This window comes from Gordonia sp. WA4-43, assembly GCF_020520305.1.
In the GTDB taxonomy this organism is placed as follows: Bacteria; Actinomycetota; Actinomycetes; order Mycobacteriales; family Mycobacteriaceae; genus Gordonia; species Gordonia hongkongensis.
In genome coordinates, this window is the sequence record NZ_CP084736.1 from 2,294,928 (window position 1) to 2,314,011 (window position 19,084).

The following is a 19,084-nucleotide window of genomic DNA, read 5'->3' on the forward strand; positions in this document are numbered from 1 at the left end:
CCGACACCGGGTGCGTCGTCACACCAACGTCGCGAGTTCCCGGATCGTCTCGGTGTCGCGGGCGGTGACCATGAGCATGGTGACGCCGGCCGCCTCCCACTCCTTGATCTGAGAGCGCACCTCGTCGGCCGTGCCGACGAGCATCGTCTCGCGGACCATCTCGTCGGGCACTGCGGCGATCGCCTCGGCCTTCTTGCCGCTGAGGAACAGGCTCACGATCTCGTCGACGGCGTCGGCGTAACCCATCCGCTTGTACAGCTCGGCATGGAAGTTCTTCTCCTTGGCGCCCATTCCGCCGACGTAGAGCGCCGTCGACGGCCGGTAGCGATCGATGGCCGCGGGCACGTCGTCGGTGATCACCACCTGTACCGTCGCGGCCACCTCGAAGTCCTCCCGGGAACGACGCGCACCCGGCCGCGCGAAACCCTCATCGAGCCACGCGTTGTACTGGTCGGCGAGACCGAGACTGAAGAAGATGGCCAGCCAGCCGTCGGCGATCTCTGCGGTCTGCGCGACGTTCTTCGGGCCCTCGGCACCCAGCCAGATCGGGACGTCGGCGCGAAGCGGATGAGTGATCGGCTTGAGTGGTTTTCCGAGTCCGGTCGCCCCGGGTGCGTCGCCCGGGTACGGCAGCGGATAGTGCGGACCCGCGCTGGTCACCTTGTCCTCTCGGGCCAGCACGTCCCGCACGACGCGCACGTATTCGCGGGTGCGTGCCAACGGTTTTGCGAACGGTTCGCCGTACCAGCCCTCCACCACCTGCGGGCCCGACACCCCGAGTCCGACGATGTGCCGGCCGCCGGAGAGATGGTCGAGGGTCAGCGCGTGCATGGCGAGGGAGGTCGGCGGCCGCGCCGACAGCTGGGCCACCGCCGTGCCCAGACGGATGCGCGAGGTCGCCGCGCCCCACCAGGCGAGCGGCGTGTACGCGTCGGAGCCCCACGACTCGGCGGTGAAGACCGCGTCGAACCCGCATTCCTCCGCGGTGGCGATCAACTCCGGCGCTTCGCGAATCGGATCGGTACCCCAGTACCCCAGTTGCAGACCGAGCTTCACAACCACTCCCCTTCTCGCCGGGCCGCGCTTCCCACGGCCTGACATGCATCTTGTGCCCAATACTAGAACGTGTTCTACTCAAGATGTGAGCATGAGCGTAACGTCTCCGGCCGCCCCGAATCCCGTCGCCGAGGTGCCCGAGCCGAAGTCCCCCATCCTGACCGCTCCCCTGACCAACTCCTTCGACTACACACGGTCGCTGGGCCCGGTCCTGAGCCAGTTCGCGCTCGCGTTGCGCGATGGCCGGATCATCGGGTCCAAGGGCAGCGACGGCAAGGTGTCGGTTCCCCCGGTCGAGTTCGACCCCGTCACCGGCACCCAGTCCGCCGAGTTCGTCGAGGTGTCGACCGTCGGCACGGTGACCACGTGGACGTGGAACCCCGAGCCGGTGCCGGGCCAACCGTTGGACACGCCGTTCGCGTGGGCGCTGATCCGTCTCGACGGCGCGGACACCACACTGCTGCACGCGGTTTCGACCGACTCGCCCGACGACCTGTCGACCGGCCTGCGGGTCCACGCCGTCTTCGGCGCCGCGCGCATCGGCCGGATCGACGACATCGCGTACTTCGCCCCCGGCGAGAAACCCGCCACCGCTCCGGCCAACACCGCCGACGCCCCCCAGGGCGCGGAGGCGGGGCTGCTCGTCATCCCCACCCCGGTCAGCACCGCGATCACGCACTCGGCCAACGAGGAAGAGTCCGTGTACCTCGAAGGACTGAAGGCGGGCAAGCTGATCGGCACCCGCATCGGTTCGGGAGTCGATGCCGGGCGCGTGTACTTCCCGCCCCGCGGCGTCAGCCCCGCCGACGGTTCACCCGCATCCGAGCGCGTCGAGCTGGCCCACACCGGCATCGTCACCACGTTCTGCATCGTCAACGTGCCCTTCCAGGGACAGCGGATCAAGCCGCCCTACGTGGCGGCCTACGTGCTCCTCGACGGGGCGAACATCCCGTTCCTGCACCTGATCCTGGACTGCGAGGCCTCTGAGGTCCGGATGGGCATGCGCGTCAAGGCCGTCTGGCTCCCCGAGGACGAATGGGAGTACTCGATCGGCAACATCAGCCACTTCGCGCCCACCGGAGAGCCCGACGCCGAGTACGAGACCTATGAGGACCACCTCTGATGACACTGCCACCGATCGCGATCATCGGCTTCGCGCACAGCCCGAACATCGCCGGCTCCCACGGCACCACCAACGGCGTCGAGATGCTGATCCCCTGCTTCGACAAGCTCTACGCTGAGCTCGGCATCGCCCGCACCGACATCGAGTTCTGGTGCAGCGGTTCCTCCGATTACCTTGCCGGACGGGCATTCTCGTTCATCTCCGCGATCGACTCGATCGGTGCGATGCCGCCGATCAACGAGTCCCACGTCGAGATGGACGGCGCCTGGGCGCTGTACGAGGCGTGGGTGAAGATCGCAACGGGCGAGGTCGATCTCGCCCTCGCCTACGGATTCGGCAAGGCCACCGCCGGCAACGCCGACCAGACGCTCACCCTGCAGACCGATCCGTACACCGTCGCCCCGCTGCATCCGGATGCCCGGTCGCTCGGCGCCCTGCAGGCTCGCGCCGGCCTCGACGCGGGCGTGTGGACCGAGGCCGACATGGCCGCGGTCGGTGCGCGGACCTTCGGCGGTTCCGTCGACGAGCTGCTCGGTCGTGAGTACGTCGCGAACCCGCTGCGACAGCACGACATCGCGCCGTACACCGATGCCGCCGCAGCGGTCGTCATCGCCAGCGAGCGCAAGGCCCGCGAGCTGGTGGCCAACCCTGCCTTCGTCACCGGGTGGGATCACCGCATCGACACACCCAACTTCGGGGCACGCGATCTCACCGTCTCACCGTCGACGAAGCTGGCCGGCGGCACCGCCTTCGGCGACCGCAGCCGCGCGGTCGACGTCGCCGAGATCAACGCGTCGTACACGCACCAGGAGATCATCGTCCGCAACGCGCTCGGACTCCCCGACTCGGTGCGCATCAATCCGTCCGGCGGTTCGCTGGCCGGCAACTCGCTGTTCTCCGCAGGTCTCCAGCGGATCGGGTACGCGGCCAACGAGATCCTCGGCGGCAACGCCGGCACCGCGGTCGCCCACGCCTCGAGCGGCCCGCTGCTGCAACAGAACATGGTGGTCACCCTGAGTGCCCAGAACAACGAGGGGGCCTGAGAACTGATGGGACACAACAATCGTGCCGCGGTGCTGGGCACCGGGCAGACACGGTACGTCGCGAAGCGGTCCGACGTCACGATGGCGGGCATGGTCCGCGAGGCCATCGACGCCGCGCTGATCGACTCCAAGGTCTCGCTCGACGACATCGACGCGATCGTCATCGGCAAGGCCCCGGACCTCTTCGAGGGGTCGATGATGCCGGAGCTCGCGATGGCCGAGGCCATCGGCGCGGTCGGCAAACGCCTCATCCGCGTCCACACCGCGGGTTCGGTCGGCGGTTCGACGGCCAATGTGGCCGCGTCGCTGGTCTTCGCGGGCGTGCACAAGCGGGTCCTGGCCGTCGCCTGGGAGAAGCAGTCCGAGTCCAACGCGATGTGGGCGCTGTCGATCCCGGTGCCGTTCACCAAGCCGGTGGGCGCCGGCGCGGGTGGCTTCTTCGCCCCGCACGTGCGCGCCTACATCCGGCAGTCCGGCGCGCCCGAGCACATCGGGGCGATGGTCGCCGCCAAGGATCGCCGTAACGGCGCGCTGAATCCGCTTGCGCACCTGCACCAACCGGATCAGACGGTCGAGAAGGTCATGAGCTCGCAGATGCTCTGGGACCCGATCCGTTACGACGAGACCTGCCCGTCGTCGGACGGGGCCTGCGCGGTCGTCATCGGCAGCGAGGATGTCGCCGATGCCGCGATCGCCGCAGGCGATCCGGTGGCGTGGATCCATGCCACCGCGATGCGCACCGAGCCGCTGTCCTACGCGCACCGCAACGTCGTCAGCCCGCAGGCCGGTCGCGATGCCGCGGCCGCGTTGTGGAAGGCCGGCGGCATCAGCAACCCGCTGGAGGAGGTCGACGCCGCCGAGATCTACGTGCCCTTCTCCTGGTTCGAGCCGATGTGGCTGGAGAACCTGGGATTCGTGGCCGGGGGCGAGGGGTGGAAGCTCACCGAATCCGGCGACACCGAGATCGGCGGGCGCATCCCGCTCAACGCGTCCGGCGGTGTGTTGTCGTCGAACCCGATCGGGGCGTCGGGCATGATCCGGTTCGTCGAGGCCGCCATCCAGGTCATGGGCAAAGCCGGAGACCACCAGGTCCCGGACGCCCGGAAGGCACTGGGCCACGCCTATGGCGGTGGCTCGCAGTACTTCTCGATGTGGCTCGTCGGCGCCGACAAGCCCCTGCACTGAGCGGAACTTCGTGGCATTCATGCGCGCCATATGTGCGCATGAATGCTACGAAGTGCGTTCGGGGACAGCGCAGGCGAGGCCGTCGGCCATTCCCGTGGGTCGCACACCCAGCGACTGGTTGAGACGCGCCCGCTGATTCTCCCAGGCCACGGTCATCGCGAGTTCGACGATCTGGGTCTCCGACAGGTGTTCGGCCAACCGGCGGCGCAGGTCCGCGAGATCGTCGCCGACGGCCGGCGTACGGGTCATCGCCTCGGCGTAGCCGATGACGAGTTTCTCCAGATCGGTGTAGGCCGTCGACTCCTGGTAGTGCGGAAGATCGCGAAGTTGCTGCTCGGTGATCCCGGCGCCCGACGCCAGCGCGGAGCCGATGTCGAGGCAGAACTCGCAACTGACCATCCCGGCGGCCTTGAGTTCGGCCAGTTCTTTGAGTTTCGGGTCCATCCGGTTGGACAGCAGCATCGCGCTCTCCATCCCGGCGATCCCGCCCGCCACCAGCGGCCGACGAGCGAGGTGGCCGACGAGTTCGGCGCGATGACGACGAGCCCGCCGCATCGCGCGTACATAATTCCGGATTCGATGCAGTGCTCTCATACCCGTCCTTCCCGATCCGACCGCCGGCTGTAACGACGGCCCAGTGAATAGGTGACCAGCAACACCAGCGCGGCCACACCGGCCGCGCCGTGCGCCACCGCACCCCAGGCGAAGACACCGACCTCGTGGACACCACGCCCGCCCATGACGAGTCCGAGCGGCACGCCCACGATGACGGCGACGGGCAGCCAGCGCCGGCGCGTCGCCGCCACCGCCACCGCCGCGCCCAGAGCGATGAACGCCAACCCACCGTCGACCATCGCGTGCTCGTTGTACGGCTCACCGAGCGACGTCGAGATCCACTCGCCGGCAACCATGTTCCCCGCGCCGTGGGCGATCAGCACGGCCCCGAGCACGGCCGCGGCAACCTGCGCCGCCGACCAGCGTCGACGCGGGCGGCCGGGACGGTGTGACCGGAGCCGTCGATCGACCACGGCGTAGGTCGACGCGGGCGGATCCCTCCGGAGACCACCGGCGAGCAGCTCGACTTCGGGGTCCCGGACGCCCGGAACGCCCCGTCCGTCGAGAGCGGCCGCGATCACGGCGTCGAGCCGTTCGGCCGCCGCGACATCGGCAGGGTCGTAGGGTTCGCCTGGCCCGGAGCCGGTTCCACCCGGATCATGCGGCGTCATCTCGGCATCACCTCCCTCAACTTCGCCACCCCGCGATACACGAGCATCCGCGCGGCCGTCGCCGAGATCCCCATCGCCGCGCCGATCTCCTCGGAGGTGAGTTCGGTGGCGAATCTGAGGGTCACGGCTTCTCGCTCGCGCGACGTGAGCACCCCCAACCGACTGCGTACGTCGTCGGCTGCGGCGGCCCGCAACATCGCGGTCTCCGGATCGTCATCGGGCGCGGACATCCCGCCATCTCGTACCTCGACCTCGGCGACCGGCACCTCTCGCGACTGCCGCGCCCACCAGTCCGCGACGACATGCCGCGCGATCCCGACCAGCCATGCGCCGACGCTGCCGCGCCGACTGTCGAAACGGTCCCAGGACCGTATTGCCTTGACGAAGACCTCCGCGGTCACGTCATCGGCGTCGACGGTCGCGGGCACGCGCGTCCGCACGTAGCGCCAGACAGCCGCCACGTGTTCGCGGTACACCGCGTCGAACTGATCGACCGCGCCCGGCTTCGAGTCGTTCTCCCTTCGTCGTCGACACCTTCGGCGTCTCGGAGACACCGTCGTCCCATCTTCGGGCACGACCGATGTGCTGTAACGACGGATGCGAGAACCCGGCACGCAAACGACCGCGGGCGGGACAGGTGACGTCACCCGTCCCGCCCGCGGCGGACTGTAATGCGACCCTCAGGCCTTGCGTACCGAGTTGATCGTCTTCTCGACCTCCCAGAAGGCGCGCAGCGCCGACAGCTTGCCGTCGGCGTCGGCGCGATAGGTGAACACCCCGCGCGCCTCGGAGACGTGGCCGGCGATGTGGGTGACGATGCTGCCGATGTAGGCGACCTCGTTCCCGCAGATGATCTCCTCGTCGAAGCGGAACTCGATGCTCTCGGTCGTCCCGATCGATTTGTCCCAGAACTCCGAGATCTGCTCGTGCCCGCGGAATCCGACGCCGTCCGGGTCGAACATCGACGGGCCGACCGGGTCCTCGACCGTGGCGTCTGCCGCGAAGTTGTCGATCCAGGCCTGTTTGTCCCTGGATTCCACGAACTCACGCGAACGACGCCCCGCCACGACTGCGGGATGGTTCTCCCGGTCGATGCCGAGGTAGGCCGGTGTCTGCTCTGCTGCGGTCACTTGGTGCCGTAGTCGACGCGGAGTTCCTTGACGCCGTTGATCCAGCCGTGCCGCAGACGGCGCGGCGCGGCGAGCTTGGTGATGTCGGGCACCAGGTCGGCGAGCGCGTTGAACATCAGGTTGATCTCCATCCGCGCCAGGTTCGCACCGACGCAGAAGTGCGCGCCGTTGCCACCGAACCCGACGTGCGGGTTGGGGTCGCGCATGATGTTGAACGAGAACGGATCGTCGAAGACGTCCTCGTCGTAGTTGGCCGATCCGTAGAACATGCCGACGCGCTCGCCCTTGGCGATGTCGACGCCGCCGATCTGCGTGTCGCGCTTGGCCGTCCGCTGGAAGGCGTTGACCGGGGTCGCCCATCGGACGATCTCGTCGACGGCCGTCGCCGGACGCTCCTTCTTGAACAGTCCCCACTGATCCGGGTTGTCCAGGAAGGCGTTCATCCCGTGGCTGATGGCGTTACGCGTGGTCTCGTTGCCGGCGACCGTCAGGAGGATGAAGAAGAACCCGAACTCGGTCTCGTCGAGCGACTGCCCGTCGATGTCGGCGTTCACCAGGGTGGTGACGATGTCCTCGCCCGGGTTCTTGCGCTTCTCTTCGGCCATCGTGTAGCCGTAGCCGAGGATCTCGGCGTTGGCCTGCTGCGGATCCGTGGTGTAGTCCGGGTCGTCGGCGTTCATCATCGAGTTCGACCAGTCGAACAGCTTCTCCCTGTCCACCTCCGGCACACCGAGCAGGTCGGCGATGGCCAGCAGCGGCAGGTCGACAGCGACGTCCTTGACGAAGTCGCCGCTGCCCTTCGCCGCGGCCTTGGCGACGATGTCGCGGGCGGCGTCGTCGAGCTTCTCCTCGAGGGAGTGCACGGCGCGCGGCGTGAACAGCTTGGACACCAGCTTGCGCAGACGCGTGTGCTCCGGCGGATCGTGGTTGATCAGCAGCGCCTTGGTGATCTCGATCTGATCGGCGGTCATGTCGTCTTCGAAACGCATGATGACGCCGTTGGCGTTGGTTTCCCAGTCCTCGTTGTTCTTCGAGATCTCGCGGATATGGGCGTGCTTGGAGATCACCCAGTAGCCGCCGTCGTGGAAACCACCACCCTTGCCGGGTGCCTGGGCATTCCACCAGACCGGCGCGGTCTTGCGCAGTTGCGCGAACTCCTGCACGGGGATTCCCTGCTCGAGCAGGTCGGGGTTGGTGAAATCCCACCCCTCCTGCTCCATGAACGGACACTTCGCGACTACGTCGGAAGGGCTCGTGCGCGCAGAATCCGCCGGGGTCGGCTCGCTGCCGATCGGGGCGCTCTGGGCCTGGGTCACGTCACACCACCTCGCTGTGAGATTTAGAACCTGTTTCAATCACATTGAAGCACACTGTGACGCATACGACACCCCCAGACGAGAACTTGTTCTAGTTTTGATCCGAGCCCGGTACCTCGACCTGCGACGTTCCTCTCGGAATGCGGCCGCATTTGCCATCGTGCAGCAGCGACGCAAGGCATCGGACGGCCACCGGCGACGACGCCCCGAGCGCAGCGCCAACCCCAGCGTAGACGCAAACATAGAACGTGTTCTAGCTTGAATGGAGCGGTCTCGACGGCCGTCGAGACCTATCCCGTGGACAGTTGGGTCCACGGTACGAACGAAGGAGTGGCGATGGGCGTTCCCGTCATCGTGGAAGCGGCGCGCACGCCGATCGGCAAGCGCAACGGTTGGCTCTCGGGCCTACACGCCGAGGAGTTGCTCGGCATCACCCAACGCGGCCTCCTCGAGAAGGCGGGCCTCGACCCCGCCCTCGTCGAGCAGGTGATCGGCGGCTGCGTGACCCAGGCAGGTGCCCAGGCCGGCAACATCACGCGCAAGGCCTGGCTGTCCGCGGGCCTGCCGGAGGCGACCGGAGCAACCACAATCGACGCGCAGTGCGGTTCGGCGCAGCAGGCCAACCATCTGATCGCCGGGCTCATCGCCTCCGACGCGATCGACATCGGCGTCGCCTGCGGAGTGGAGACGATGTCGGTCGTTCCGCTCGGCGCGAACGTCGGCACCAATGCCGGTCCGTATCACGCCGATTCGTGGGACGTCGACATGCCGAACCAGTTCGAGGCCGCCGAACGGATCGCCAAACGCCGCGGTATCACGCGCGCCGACATCGACGCGCTCGGCGAGCGCAGTCAACGCAACGCCCGTAAGGCATGGGACGAGGGTCGGTTCGACCGCGAGGTCCTGAGCCTCAAGGCGCCCGAGCGCACCAAAGAGGGCGAACTGACCGGGAACATCCTCGACGTCAGCCGTGACCAGGGCCTGCGCGACACCACGCTCGAGTCCCTGTCCGCGCTCAAACCCGTTCTCGAGGGCGGTATCCACACCGCTGGAACGTCGTCACAGATCTCCGACGGCGCGGCCGCCGTGCTCATCATGGACGAGTCCCGGGCACGCGAACTGGGCCTGACACCGCGCGCACGCATCAAGGCGCAGGCGCTCGTCGGCGCGGAGCCGTACTTCCACCTCGACGGTCCGGTCCAGGCGACCGAGCGCGTCCTGGCCAAGTCGGGTATGTCGTTGTCCGACATCGACATCGTCGAGATCAACGAGGCGTTCGCGTCCGTGGTGCTCAGCTGGGCCCAGGTCCACGGCGCCGACCTGGACAAGGTCAACGTGAACGGCGGTGCCATCGCCCTGGGACACCCCGTGGGCAGCACCGGGTCTCGCCTGATCACCACCGCCCTGCACGAACTGGAGCGTCGGGACGGTCAGACCGCGCTGGTCACGATGTGCGCCGGCGGCGCCATGGCCACCGGCACCATCATCGAGCGCATCTGATGCCCGCACTCGACCCGAACAACAAGCCCGCGCAACTCGATTCGCCGATCGTCAGCAAGATCATCAAACTGGGGTCGAAGGCGAACACCGCGCTGTACAAGGCCACCGGTGGTCGCGTCGGGGGCACCTGGCGGGTCGGTGCGGGCCTCCGCAAGCCCGCGCCGGTGTGCTTGCTGACCACCATCGGCCGCAAGTCGGGACAGCCGCGCACCGCGCCGCTGATCTACCTGCGGCGCGGGGACGCCTTCGTCGTCGTCGCCTCCCAGGGCGGCTCGGCGAAGAACCCCGCCTGGTACCTCAATCTCCGGGACAACCCGCAGGTCACCATCCAGATCGGCAAGGAGAAGCACGACCTCGTGGCGCGCACCGCCACCGATGCCGAGCGCGCCGAGCTCTGGCCTGATCTCGTCGACACCTACGCGGACTACGACACCTACGCCGCCTGGACGGAACGAACGATCCCGGTGGTCATCTGCGAGCCGGCCCGCTGACCGCTCAACACCTTCTGCTCTCCCGAGGTGCAACATCCTCCGCTCCCTGAGGTGTGAGGAGCGATAGCGACGAGCCACGAAGGGCGGCAGGGCATCTCACAAGACCCTTCGTGGCTCGCTTCGCTCGCACCTCAGGGAGCAGGGGGTCGTGACCCGCCTCACGAAGCCGGGGACCAGCCCTCGGGGTCCCGGCCGGTCCAGTTGGCCAGTCGCTCAGTGGGTCCGGCGCCGGGGCGGGGTTCGACGACGACGCCGAACGGCACGTTCGGGTCGGTGCGGATCTCGGCCGGGATGAACTGCTGCGCGACCGCGAGCGTCGCCTCGGCCGTCGCGGGATCTGCTTCCGCGGGTTGCCCGGTGGCAACGGCGAGGTCCCAGCCGTGCACGAGGGTCTCGCTGACATAGCCCCAGAGCGCTCCCGCGCCGGGTACCTCACCCCACGGCACCTGGACCATGCGGGTCAGCGACGCATCATCGGCCCATCCCTCCAGGGCGGCCTCGACCAGCGCGGAGTAGGTGGCAGCGTCGTGCTGCTCGGCGATCGTCCGCATCGTTCGGACGTCGAGTCCGTCGGCGAGTGCCCGGGCACGCTCGGCGGTCGCCACGACGTGCGCCGAGAGTGTCCGGACGTCTAAGTCCTCGCAGGGAGTGGGCGCTTCCAGTTGATCGTCGGTGATCCCGGTCAGCAGTGCCGTCATCCAAGCAGTTGCCACTCGGAATGCGGGACGGGGGTCGGCGGGTGCGGCCGGGGCGGGCACGGCCTCTGGTGTGGTTGCGGTCATGATGACGTCCTCTCCTTGTCGTTGGTCGGTCTGCCACCAGTGAATCCGCAATACACGACATCTCCTGTCATGTATTCGGGAGAGAATCGCATTCGTGCGCGCCGAACGTCTCATCGCCCTGCTGATGGTGCTGAAGAGGCACGAGCGGGTGACCGCCGCCGAGTTGGCCGCCGAGCTCGGGGTCTCCGAACGAACCGTGCTCCGCGACATCGACGCGCTGTCGCTGTCCGGCGTGCCGGTCTACGCCGAGCGCGGCCGGCACGGCGGCTTCGCGTTGTTACCGGGGTATCGCACCGATCTCACCGGACTGACCGTCGACGAGGCCACGTCGTTGCTCGCCGGTACCGGACGGGTCGACTCCCCCGCGTTCACCAGCGCCATGCGCAAGGTGACCGCCGCCCTGCCCGAGGCGCACCGGAGTCATGCCGTGCGCGCCGCGCAGCGGATCCTGGTCCGTCCGGAGGGTTTCGTCAGAACCCCGGAGATCCTCGACGGCCTCCAGGCCGTACAACTCGCCGTGTTCGAGGGCCGACGGATCCGTGTGAGCTACCGGAGCCGGGGTGCGCCCACCCCGCGCGAGCACGTCCTCGACCCGATCGGACTCATCGTGGCGGGCGAGACCTGGTACCTCGTCGCCACCTCACCGCGCAGCACGTCGCACGACGGCGCCGGCTCGGCGGAACGCATGTACCGCGTCTCCCGGATGAGCGACGTGGACGTCCTCGACGAACCCGCGCGCCGGTCCGATGACGTCGACCTCGGCGAGATCTGGGAGCGGCATCGTGACGCGTTCCGACGCTCCTTCGAACCCGTCGACGTGGTGATCGACTGCTCGGCCGACGATGCCGAGCAGATCGAGTCAATCGCCGCCGCAACATATCTCGACCGCTCACCAGAAGGACGATGTCGGCTCGGACTCCGGTTCGCCGACCGTCGCCACGCCACGCGCGCGTTGTGGGCGTCGATGTTCGACCACGACTTCGTGGTCTGCGAGCCGGAATGGCTCCGAACCACGCTCACGGCCCGCGCCCGCGTTGTCGGCGGCGACTGAGGCGAGCACATCGGGCCGCCTGCACCGAACGAATGAATCCTCTGGCGAGGCCCCCCTGCCTGTGGTCTGATTCTCGAATGTTCGGGGTTCTCACTCCATGTCGGCACGCACTCGACGACGACCTGATGGACCAGTGGCGCTCCCACCTGTGCGGGGTCTGTCTGTCGCTGCGCGACAACCACGGCCAGTCGAGCAGGTTGACGGTCAACACCGATGCGGTGATGGTGTCGATCCTCACCGCAGCCCAGTCGACGTCGGAGTGCGCCTCCACCGAGGCCGGTCGGTGTCCCCTACGCGGAATGCGCACGGCGACAGTCGTGTCCGCCGACGAACCGGGTGTCCGCCTCGCCGCGACCGCCTCCCTCACCCTCGCCGCCGCGAAGGCGGCCGACGTCGGCAACGAGCAGCGACACGCGCTGGCGCCCCGTCGGCCGGTACGCGCGAAGCTCGCCGACTATGCCGGGAGCCACCTGCGCCGGAATGCCGCGGCCGACACCGAGGTCGCCCGACGTCTCGATGTCGACGGGATGATGACGACGCTCTCTCGTCAAGCCGAGATCGAGTCGACGAGCGTCGTCCTCGACGACCTCACCCGGGCGTCGGCAGTGGCTGCGGCACAGGTCTTCTCCGCGTCGGCGATACTCGCCGACGCACCCCGCAACGAGGCAGCGCTCTCCGACATCGGTGCCGATTTCGGCCGGATAGCGCACCTCTTGGACGCGGTCGACGACTATGACTCCGACGCCGAGCAGGGACGGTACAACCCACTCCGGTCCACCGGAACGTCGCCGGAGACCGCGCTCGAGCAGTGCCGGCGACTCGCCTCCGCGATCCGGACCCGCTACGCCGACCTCGAACTCGTCGACGACCGACTCCTACGAGTGGTGTTGCTCGACGGACTGCGCCACGCGATCCACAAGCGCATGCACCCGCACGCGGAGGCCCCTTCGGTGGTCGCCGACTCGCGCACCCAGTGGCCGCCGCACCGGCCGTTCGGCTATCCGACCGAGTGGCCGTACCCGCCACCCTTCAAACCGAATCGATCGTTCCACGAACGGATTCTGCCGTTCATCGGCGTCTCGTGCTTCGGCAAGGCCTGCTGCGTCGACCACTGGAATCACTTCACCGACAAGTACAAGGACGCGGTCTGCGACGACTGCGACTGCTGCGATTGTTGCGACTGCTGCGACCTGTGACCCGCCCGGGCGGGTCAATTGAGGAGCGAGCAATGCGCTCCCCCTGTGCTCCTTGAGGTGCGAGCAATGCGCTCCCCCTGTGCTCCCCGAGGTGCGAGCAATGCGCTCCCCCTGTGCTCCCTGAGGTGCGAGCGAAGCGAGCCACGAAGGGCGCCGCAACCTGTCTCACCAGGCCCTTCGTGGCTCGTCGACCTCGATGCGCTCCTTCGTCGCTTGCTCGGCCCGGCGGCTAACGCTCCTCACACCTCAGTATCTGCGGCCAGGCGGCCGTCGTGGACAACGAAAGAACCTCCGCTCCCTGAGGAGGCCGGAGCTTGCGGAGCCGTCACGAAGGGTCCTGGTGAGCCGGTTGCGAAGACCCTTCGTGACGCGCCCTCCGCAAGCTCCGGGCGCTCCTCAGGGAGCAGGGGGCAGGTCGTTACTTTCGGATCAGGGAGCAGAGGGGATCTAGCCGACCCCGCGGTCGGAGTCGGCCCAGTACTGGGACCGCAGCGCCTTCTTGTCCGGCTTGCCGAGCGCGGTCAGTGGCAGGGCATCGGCGAAGATCACCCGCTTGGGTGACTGCACCGCACCCTTGCGGTCTTTCACGGACTGCTGGATCTCGGCGGTGATCCGGTCCTTCGCCGCGTCGTCGGCGTCGGCATCGTTGCGCAGCACCACGATCGCGGTGACCGCCTCGCCCCACTTGTCGTCCGGGACACCGATCACGCCGACCTGACCCACTGCCGGGTGTTCGGCGACGACGTCCTCGACCTCGCGCGGGAACACATTGAAGCCACCGGTGACGATCATGTCCTTGGTGCGGTCGACGATGAACCAGAATCCGTCCTCGTCCTCGCGGGCCACGTCGCCGGTGCGCAGCCAGCCGTCGCGGAAGGTGTCCGCGGTCTGTTCGGGGAGGCCCAGGTACCCGCCGGCGAGAAGTGGTCCCGCGACGCAGATCTCGCCGGGTTCGCCCTGCGGGACGGGCTTGTCGTCGGGCCCGAGCAGGGCGGTACGCAGGAAGGCCGACGGCCGTCCGCAGCTGCTCAGCCGACGCTGGTCCTCACCGGGACCCGGATGGTCACCCTTCGCCAGGTAACTGATGACCATCGGCGCCTCGGACTGGCCGTAGTACTGCGCGAAGATCGGCCCGAAGCGCTCGATCGCCTCGGCGAGCCGGACCGGATTGATCGGCGACGCACCGTAGTACACAGTCTCCAGCGAGGACAGGTCGCGCGTCTTCGAGTCCGGGTGGTCCATCAGTGCGTACAGCATCGACGGCACCAGCATCGTCGCGGTGATCTTCTGCTCCTCGATCGTGCGCAGCACCTCGGCCGGGTCGAACTTGGACAGCACCACCATCGATCCGCCCTTCATGAGGGTCGGGACGAAGAAAGCGGCACCCGCGTGCGAGAGGGGCGTGCAGAGCAGGAACCGCGGGTGTTCGGGCCATTCCCATTCCGCGAGCTGGATCTGCGTCATCGTCGACATCGCGCGGGCTGTCCCGATGACGCCCTTCGGCTTGCCGGTGGTGCCGCCGGTGTAGGTGATGGAGACGACGTGGTCGGGTGAGAGATGCGCGGCGACAAGGGGCTTCGGCTCGAAGCCGTCGGCTTCGGCGATCACGTCCCGCGCGTGGGCGGCGAGTTGCTCCGGCACCGGCCCGAGGGTCAGCACCTGCTTGAGACCGGGAACCCGTTCGAGCAGTGCCGCGGCCCGCTCGACGAACATGGGCACCGGGTCGATGATGAGAGTCGACACGCCGGCGTCCGAGAGCACGTACGCGTGGTCGTCGAGTGAGCCCAGGGGATGCAGAGCGGTGCGGCGCCATCCCTGCGTCTGGCCGGCGCCGATCACGAACAGCACCTCGGGCCGATTCAGCGCAAGTAGGCCGACCGCGGTTCCCGTACCAGCACCCAACCCCTCGAACGCCTGGATGTAGCGGCTGATCGACGCCGCCATCTCACCGCCGGTCATCTCGGTGTCGCCGAGAGACAGCACGGTGCGGTCGGCGTGCCGCCGCAGCGCCGCGACCATCAGGTCGCCCATGTGCGTGCCCCCGCGCAGGTGATCGAAGTCGGCCGGTGCTGTCGTCGTACCCTCGTTCGTCATGACCACCAGACTAGGACGTGTTACAGCTCTAGGGAAGAATCTCCACCAAAACAGGCAGACCCAACGGTAGAACTTGTTCTAGATTCGCATTTCCGAGACGTCGTCCGACCCCCTGCGCACGCGCCGGATGTCCCCCACATGGGAACCACCGGTGACCTAGGATCGAGTCATGACTGATCTCGACCTCGCCACCACCCGGCGTGACATCGCCGACGCCCTGCTGACCGCCCTCGAGCGCCGCCACGAGGTCCTCGATGCCATCGTCGACGCCGAGAATCACGACGAGGCCGTCACCGCGATCGTCGACCTGCTCGGCAAATCCAAGCTCGGCGCCGAGGCCATCCTCGACATGAAGCTCGACCAGCTCACCAAGGACGACCGCCGCAAGAACCAGGCCGAACTCGACAACCTCAACAGCGCCCTCACCTTCACGCTCGCCGAACGTCCGGCCAGCAGTGGGGACACCCTTGATCTCCGTCCGTTCGACCCGTCCGCCGACGCCGAACTGTTCTCGGCGCGCACCAACGAGATCGGCACCGCCGGCGACGGTTCGGGCGCTCCCGCCGGCGATGTCGCGGCCGAGATCGATGCCGCCACCGCCCGGGTCGACGCCGAGGAAGCCGTCTGGCTGGTCGCCGTCGAAGGCGAGTCGAAGGTCGGCTTCGTGTTCGGCGAACTGAAGGACGGCGAGATCGACCTGCGCATCTGGATCCACCCGCAGTTCCGCAAGTCGGGGTACGGCACCGCAGCGCTACGCAAGTCCCGTTCGGAGATGGCGGCGTACTTCCCCGGCGTGCCGATGGTCGTCCGCGCGCCCAGCGCCTGACGGTCCACCTACAGTCGACGAACCCACCAGCCGTTCGGGGTGGTGGGTTCGTCTGTTGGTGGCGTGCCGGACGGTCAGGTCCGTTGGGGCCGCGGGAGGCCGAAGTGGGCGACGATCGCGCGGATCCGGTTGTCCTCGTCGACCACGAAGGTCTCGGACACGGTGGCACCCAGCCGAAGGGTCTTGGGTCGGACGTGGACGATGTAGCGCGTGGTGACGCTGTGCCCGTCCACCGTGGCGGTGAAGTCCGAGATCCGGTGGATGAGGCGGAATTGCGGGCCACGCGCGAGGCTGCGGGCGATGTGGTCGCCGTCGCGCCCGGTCCGCACACCGAACTCCACGCGGGTGCAGTCCGGGTGCAGGACGACCGACGACGGATCGTGACTCACCAAGGCGTCCACATAAGCGCGCGCCGCGGCGATCCGCTCGGCCGAGGGATCTCGGGGCGAGGTCATCGCGCGCCGTACACGGGCATCGGCACCGGCGCCTTGGCCAGGATCTCCTCGATCACCGGGCCGAGCTCGCCGGCCTCCCACCGAGAGCCCTTGTCCCGCTCGATGCTTCGCTGCCATCCATCGGTGATCGAGATCTTGCCGCCCTCGACTTCGAACACCCGGCCGGTCACCGAGCCCGCCGCGGGCGAACCCAGCCAGACCACGAGGGGCGAGACGTTCGCCGGATCCATCGTGTCGAAGGAACCGTCGGCGGGCGCCGCCATCTGAGCGGCCATCGCCTCACCGGCACCCATGGTCATCTGGGTACGGGCGGCCGGAGCGATCGCGTTCACGGTCACACCATACGACCCCAGTTCCGCGGCCGCCTGGATCGTCAGAGCCGCGATGCCGGCCTTCGCCGCGACGTAGTTGCCCTGCCCCACCGAACCGTACAGTCCCGCACCGGAACTCGTGTTGATGATGCGCGCCTGCGGAACGTCGCCGGCCTTCGCCTGGGCACGCCAGTGCGCGGCTGCGTGCCGCAGACCGACGAAGTGCCCTTTGAGATGTACGCGGACGACCGCATCCCACTCGTCCTCCGACAGCGAGACCAGCATCCGGTCGCGCACGAAACCCGCGTTGTTGACCAGTACGTCGAGGCGTCCGAACGCGGAGAGTGCGGTCTCGACCATGGCCGCACCCGAATCCCAGTCCGCGACGTCGCCCACCGACGCGACTGCCTGCCCGCCGGCGGCGACGATTTCGTCGACGACCTCACTCGCGGGGTCCTCGGCGTAGTCGTTGACGACGACCTTCGCGCCGTCGGCGGCGAACGCGAGGGCGTGGGCGCGTCCGATGCCCTGGCCGGCACCGGTCACGATGACGACACGACCCTCATTCAACTTGCTGGTCACTGATGTTCTTCCTTTCCGAAGTGTCTGCGGCCCCGAACCGCACACCGGGTCTCAGACTGCGTTACCGGCCGTGGCGGCGTCGAGGAATGCCGGCTTCTCGCCACCGCCGTGGACGGTCAGCGTCGACCCGGTGATGTAACCGGCAAGCGGTGACAAGAGAAAGGCGACCGCGTTGCCGACATCGGCGGGCGTGGCCATCCGCCCCATCGGGATGGTCTCGCCGACGGCTGCCACACCGGCGTCGTCCCCGTAGTGCAGGTGGGACTGTTCGGTGACGACCGGGCCGGCCACGACCGAGTTCACCCGAACCCGCGGCGCCCACTCGACGGCGAGCGAGCTCATCAGGTTGTCGAGTCCGGCCTTCGCCGCACCGTAGGCCGAGGTGCCGGGTGACGGCCGGTGGCCGCTCACGCTCGAGATGTTCACGATGGCACCACCATCGGACTGCGTCTGCATCACCGCGTTGGCCGCGCGGGCCACGGCCAGCGGGGCCAGCAGATTGAGGTCGACGATCTTGCTCGCGAACCGGGCCGACGCGTCGGCGGCCAACGCGAACGGGGAGCCGCCGGCATTGTTCACGACACCGTCGATGCGTCCGGCCCGCCCGATGATGTCGTCCATCATCGCCACGACCGCATCCGCGTCGCGGACATCGCAGGACACGAAGTCGAGATCGCGGAGGTCGTCGGCGAGATTGTCGGCGTTGCGACCACAGATCACCGGACGGGCGCCGAGCGAACCCAGGACGCGGGTGATCCCGGCACCCACCCCGCGCGCCCCGCCCGTGACCAGGATGACCTTCCCGACCAGGCCCAGCTCGACCTGTGACTGCGTCTGCATGGGTGCTACCCTACCAAACAACCAAGCACTTGCTTGGTGCGCTTCCGCAGTCCCCTCGGACTGTCCGGACCGCCCCATGAGAGGAGCCCGCGTGCCGATCACCACGACACGTTCCGATACCGGGATCGTGACCGTCACCGTCGACTATCCGCCGGTCAACGCGCTGCCATCGGCCGCATGGTTCGAACTCGGCGACGCCATCACCGCCGCCGGCCGGGACCCCTCCACCCACGTGGTGGTGCTCCGCGCAGAGGGTCGGGGCTTCAACGCGGGCGTCGACATCAAGGAGATGCAGGCGACCGACGGCTTCGACGCCCTGATCGGCGCCAACCGCGGATGCGCCGCCGCCTTCAGCGCCGTCTACGACTGCGCCGTGCCCGTCGTCGTCGCCGTCAACGGGTTCTGCGTGGGCGGCGGCATCGGCCTCGTCGGGAACGCCGACGTCATCGTGGCCTCCGACGACGCCGTCTTCGGACTACCCGAGGTGGACCGCGGAGCACTCGGCGCCGCAACCCATCTCGCGCGGCTCGTGCCACAGCACATGATGCGCACCCTCTACTTCACCGCCAAGAACGTCACCGCCCAGCAACTCGAGCACTTCGGTTCGGTCTACCGGGTCGTGCCCCGCGAGGACCTGCTCGACGCGGCACTCGAGGTCGCAGAGGCCATCGCCGCCAAAGACACTCGCGTGATCCGCGCGGCGAAGGAGGCGATCAACAACATCGACCCCGTCGATGTCAAGGCGAGTTACCGCCTCGAGCAGGGGTACACCTTCGAGTTGAACCTGGCCGGCGTCGCCGATGAGCACCGCGACGCGTTCGTGTCGACCGGCAAGCCACTTGCCGCGAATTCCGCCTCGGATGGAGGACGTGCCTGA

20 protein-coding genes are annotated in these 19,084 nt (G+C 68.1%); 9 read left to right on the forward strand and 11 right to left on the reverse strand.

Features of this window, described 5'->3' with window-relative positions:
- Positions 1-18: 18 nt before the first annotated feature.
- Positions 19-1,056, reverse strand: a complete 1,038-nt coding sequence (locus tag LEL84_RS10265; protein ID WP_137810444.1) for an LLM class F420-dependent oxidoreductase — start codon at positions 1,054-1,056, stop codon at positions 19-21.
- Positions 1,057-1,147: 91 nt separating this feature from the next.
- Here LEL84_RS10265 and LEL84_RS10270 point away from each other — a divergent pair, with 91 nt between their 5' ends.
- Genes LEL84_RS10270 through LEL84_RS10280 form a run of 3 tightly spaced genes read left to right on the forward strand, consistent with a single transcriptional unit; the run spans position 1,148 to position 4,407 of the window.
- Positions 1,148-2,179: an OB-fold nucleic acid binding domain-containing protein gene (locus LEL84_RS10270; RefSeq protein WP_226513968.1), complete on the forward strand. Its 1,032-nt coding sequence runs from the start codon at positions 1,148-1,150 to the stop codon at positions 2,177-2,179.
- On the forward strand, positions 2,179-3,222 hold the full coding sequence (locus LEL84_RS10275; protein WP_226513969.1) for a thiolase domain-containing protein: 1,044 nt from the start codon (positions 2,179-2,181) through the stop codon (positions 3,220-3,222). The genes LEL84_RS10270 and LEL84_RS10275 overlap by 1 nt, the downstream gene beginning before the upstream one ends.
- A gap of 6 nt (positions 3,223-3,228) precedes the next feature.
- On the forward strand, positions 3,229-4,407 hold the full coding sequence (locus LEL84_RS10280; protein WP_226513970.1) for a thiolase domain-containing protein: 1,179 nt from the start codon (positions 3,229-3,231) through the stop codon (positions 4,405-4,407).
- A 45-nt stretch (positions 4,408-4,452) separates the two neighbouring features.
- Here the strand turns inward: LEL84_RS10280 and LEL84_RS10285 are convergent, their stop codons facing one another.
- The 5 genes from LEL84_RS10285 to LEL84_RS10305 all read right to left on the reverse strand — a co-directional run bounded on the left by LEL84_RS10285 (position 4,453) and on the right by LEL84_RS10305 (position 8,079).
- Positions 4,453-5,001, reverse strand: a complete 549-nt coding sequence (locus LEL84_RS10285) for a carboxymuconolactone decarboxylase family protein (RefSeq protein WP_226513971.1) — start codon at positions 4,999-5,001, stop codon at positions 4,453-4,455.
- On the reverse strand, positions 4,998-5,633 hold the full coding sequence (locus LEL84_RS10290) for a hypothetical protein (RefSeq protein ID WP_226513972.1): 636 nt from the start codon (positions 5,631-5,633) through the stop codon (positions 4,998-5,000). Before LEL84_RS10290 ends, LEL84_RS10285 begins: the two co-directional genes overlap by 4 nt.
- Positions 5,630-6,109 (reverse strand): RNA polymerase sigma factor, encoded by a 480-nt coding sequence (locus tag LEL84_RS10295; protein ID WP_226513973.1) that lies wholly within the window; start codon positions 6,107-6,109, stop codon positions 5,630-5,632. The genes LEL84_RS10290 and LEL84_RS10295 overlap by 4 nt, the downstream gene beginning before the upstream one ends.
- Before the next feature lie 204 nt (positions 6,110-6,313).
- Positions 6,314-6,763 carry a nuclear transport factor 2 family protein gene (locus LEL84_RS10300; protein WP_226513974.1) on the reverse strand — a complete coding sequence of 150 codons (450 nt, stop codon included), beginning with the start codon at positions 6,761-6,763 and terminating at the stop codon, positions 6,314-6,316.
- Positions 6,760-8,079: a cytochrome P450 gene (locus LEL84_RS10305; RefSeq protein WP_319005267.1), complete on the reverse strand. Its 1,320-nt coding sequence runs from the start codon at positions 8,077-8,079 to the stop codon at positions 6,760-6,762. The genes LEL84_RS10300 and LEL84_RS10305 overlap by 4 nt, the downstream gene beginning before the upstream one ends.
- A 336-nt stretch (positions 8,080-8,415) precedes the next feature.
- On the opposite strand from LEL84_RS10305, the gene LEL84_RS10310 reads away from it, so the two are divergent.
- Complete coding sequence (locus LEL84_RS10310) at positions 8,416-9,579, forward strand: steroid 3-ketoacyl-CoA thiolase (protein WP_226513975.1); 1,164 nt, start codon at positions 8,416-8,418, stop codon at positions 9,577-9,579.
- Positions 9,579-10,070 carry a nitroreductase family deazaflavin-dependent oxidoreductase gene (locus tag LEL84_RS10315; RefSeq protein ID WP_137810450.1) on the forward strand — a complete coding sequence of 164 codons (492 nt, stop codon included), beginning with the start codon at positions 9,579-9,581 and terminating at the stop codon, positions 10,068-10,070. Before LEL84_RS10310 ends, LEL84_RS10315 begins: the two co-directional genes overlap by 1 nt.
- A 158-nt stretch (positions 10,071-10,228) precedes the next feature.
- Here the strand turns inward: LEL84_RS10315 and LEL84_RS10320 are convergent, their stop codons facing one another.
- A complete protein-coding gene (locus LEL84_RS10320; protein ID WP_226513976.1) occupies positions 10,229-10,852 on the reverse strand; it encodes a TIGR03086 family metal-binding protein in 624 nt (207 codons plus the stop codon).
- A 94-nt stretch (positions 10,853-10,946) separates the two neighbouring features.
- On the opposite strand from LEL84_RS10320, the gene LEL84_RS10325 reads away from it, so the two are divergent.
- Together LEL84_RS10325 and LEL84_RS10330 are read left to right on the forward strand one after the other, a co-directional pair.
- Positions 10,947-11,903, forward strand: a complete 957-nt coding sequence (locus tag LEL84_RS10325; RefSeq protein ID WP_065629764.1) for a helix-turn-helix transcriptional regulator — start codon at positions 10,947-10,949, stop codon at positions 11,901-11,903.
- 77 nt (positions 11,904-11,980) lie between these two features.
- Positions 11,981-13,099 carry a DUF5685 family protein gene (locus tag LEL84_RS10330; RefSeq protein WP_137810454.1) on the forward strand — a complete coding sequence of 373 codons (1,119 nt, stop codon included), beginning with the start codon at positions 11,981-11,983 and terminating at the stop codon, positions 13,097-13,099.
- A 447-nt stretch (positions 13,100-13,546) separates the two neighbouring features.
- On the opposite strand, the gene fadD8 is transcribed toward LEL84_RS10330, so the two are convergent.
- On the reverse strand, positions 13,547-15,193 hold the full coding sequence (fadD8, locus tag LEL84_RS10335) for a fatty-acid--CoA ligase FadD8 (RefSeq protein ID WP_065629766.1): 1,647 nt from the start codon (positions 15,191-15,193) through the stop codon (positions 13,547-13,549).
- Positions 15,194-15,362: 169 nt separating this feature from the next.
- On the opposite strand from fadD8, the gene LEL84_RS10340 reads away from it, so the two are divergent.
- Positions 15,363-16,019 (forward strand): GNAT family N-acetyltransferase, encoded by a 657-nt coding sequence (locus LEL84_RS10340; RefSeq protein ID WP_065629767.1) that lies wholly within the window; start codon positions 15,363-15,365, stop codon positions 16,017-16,019.
- A gap of 74 nt (positions 16,020-16,093) precedes the next feature.
- Here LEL84_RS10340 and LEL84_RS10345 read toward each other — a convergent pair whose 3' ends face one another.
- Genes LEL84_RS10345 through LEL84_RS10355 form a run of 3 tightly spaced genes read right to left on the reverse strand, consistent with a single transcriptional unit; the run spans position 16,094 to position 18,207 of the window.
- A complete protein-coding gene (locus LEL84_RS10345; protein ID WP_065629768.1) occupies positions 16,094-16,474 on the reverse strand; it encodes a hypothetical protein in 381 nt (126 codons plus the stop codon).
- Complete coding sequence (locus tag LEL84_RS10350; RefSeq protein WP_065629769.1) at positions 16,471-17,367, reverse strand: SDR family oxidoreductase; 897 nt, start codon at positions 17,365-17,367, stop codon at positions 16,471-16,473. Before LEL84_RS10350 ends, LEL84_RS10345 begins: the two co-directional genes overlap by 4 nt.
- A 51-nt stretch (positions 17,368-17,418) precedes the next feature.
- Entirely contained in the window at positions 17,419-18,207 is a 789-nt protein-coding gene (locus tag LEL84_RS10355) for an SDR family oxidoreductase (protein ID WP_137810457.1), read from the reverse strand.
- A 91-nt stretch (positions 18,208-18,298) separates the two neighbouring features.
- Between LEL84_RS10355 and echA20 the strand changes: the two genes are divergently transcribed.
- Positions 18,299-19,084, forward strand: coding sequence for a (7aS)-7a-methyl-1,5-dioxo-2,3,5,6,7,7a-hexahydro-1H-indene-carboxyl-CoA hydrolase (echA20, locus tag LEL84_RS10360; protein ID WP_137810458.1), 786 nt, complete (start codon positions 18,299-18,301; stop codon positions 19,082-19,084).

What these genes read in the sequence shown, in the direction of transcription:
- LEL84_RS10320 (WP_226513976.1), bottom strand. Translation starts at nt 10,852, where the DNA reads ATGACCGCAACCACACCAGAGGCCGTGCCCGCCCCGGCCGCACCCGCC.
- LEL84_RS10275 (WP_226513969.1), top strand. Translation starts at nt 2,179, where the DNA reads ATGACACTGCCACCGATCGCGATCATCGGCTTCGCGCACAGCCCGAAC.
- LEL84_RS10315 (WP_137810450.1), top strand. Translation starts at nt 9,579, where the DNA reads ATGCCCGCACTCGACCCGAACAACAAGCCCGCGCAACTCGATTCGCCG.
- LEL84_RS10330 (WP_137810454.1), top strand. Translation starts at nt 11,981, where the DNA reads ATGTTCGGGGTTCTCACTCCATGTCGGCACGCACTCGACGACGACCTG.
- LEL84_RS10280 (WP_226513970.1), top strand. Translation starts at nt 3,229, where the DNA reads ATGGGACACAACAATCGTGCCGCGGTGCTGGGCACCGGGCAGACACGG.
- LEL84_RS10290 (WP_226513972.1), bottom strand. Translation starts at nt 5,633, where the DNA reads ATGACGCCGCATGATCCGGGTGGAACCGGCTCCGGGCCAGGCGAACCC.
- LEL84_RS10345 (WP_065629768.1), bottom strand. Translation starts at nt 16,474, where the DNA reads ATGACCTCGCCCCGAGATCCCTCGGCCGAGCGGATCGCCGCGGCGCGC.
- LEL84_RS10340 (WP_065629767.1), top strand. Translation starts at nt 15,363, where the DNA reads ATGACTGATCTCGACCTCGCCACCACCCGGCGTGACATCGCCGACGCC.
- LEL84_RS10310 (WP_226513975.1), top strand. Translation starts at nt 8,416, where the DNA reads ATGGGCGTTCCCGTCATCGTGGAAGCGGCGCGCACGCCGATCGGCAAG.
- fadD8 (WP_065629766.1), bottom strand. Translation starts at nt 15,193, where the DNA reads ATGACGAACGAGGGTACGACGACAGCACCGGCCGACTTCGATCACCTG.
- LEL84_RS10285 (WP_226513971.1), bottom strand. Translation starts at nt 5,001, where the DNA reads ATGAGAGCACTGCATCGAATCCGGAATTATGTACGCGCGATGCGGCGG.
- LEL84_RS10270 (WP_226513968.1), top strand. Translation starts at nt 1,148, where the DNA reads ATGAGCGTAACGTCTCCGGCCGCCCCGAATCCCGTCGCCGAGGTGCCC.
- LEL84_RS10355 (WP_137810457.1), bottom strand. Translation starts at nt 18,207, where the DNA reads ATGCAGACGCAGTCACAGGTCGAGCTGGGCCTGGTCGGGAAGGTCATC.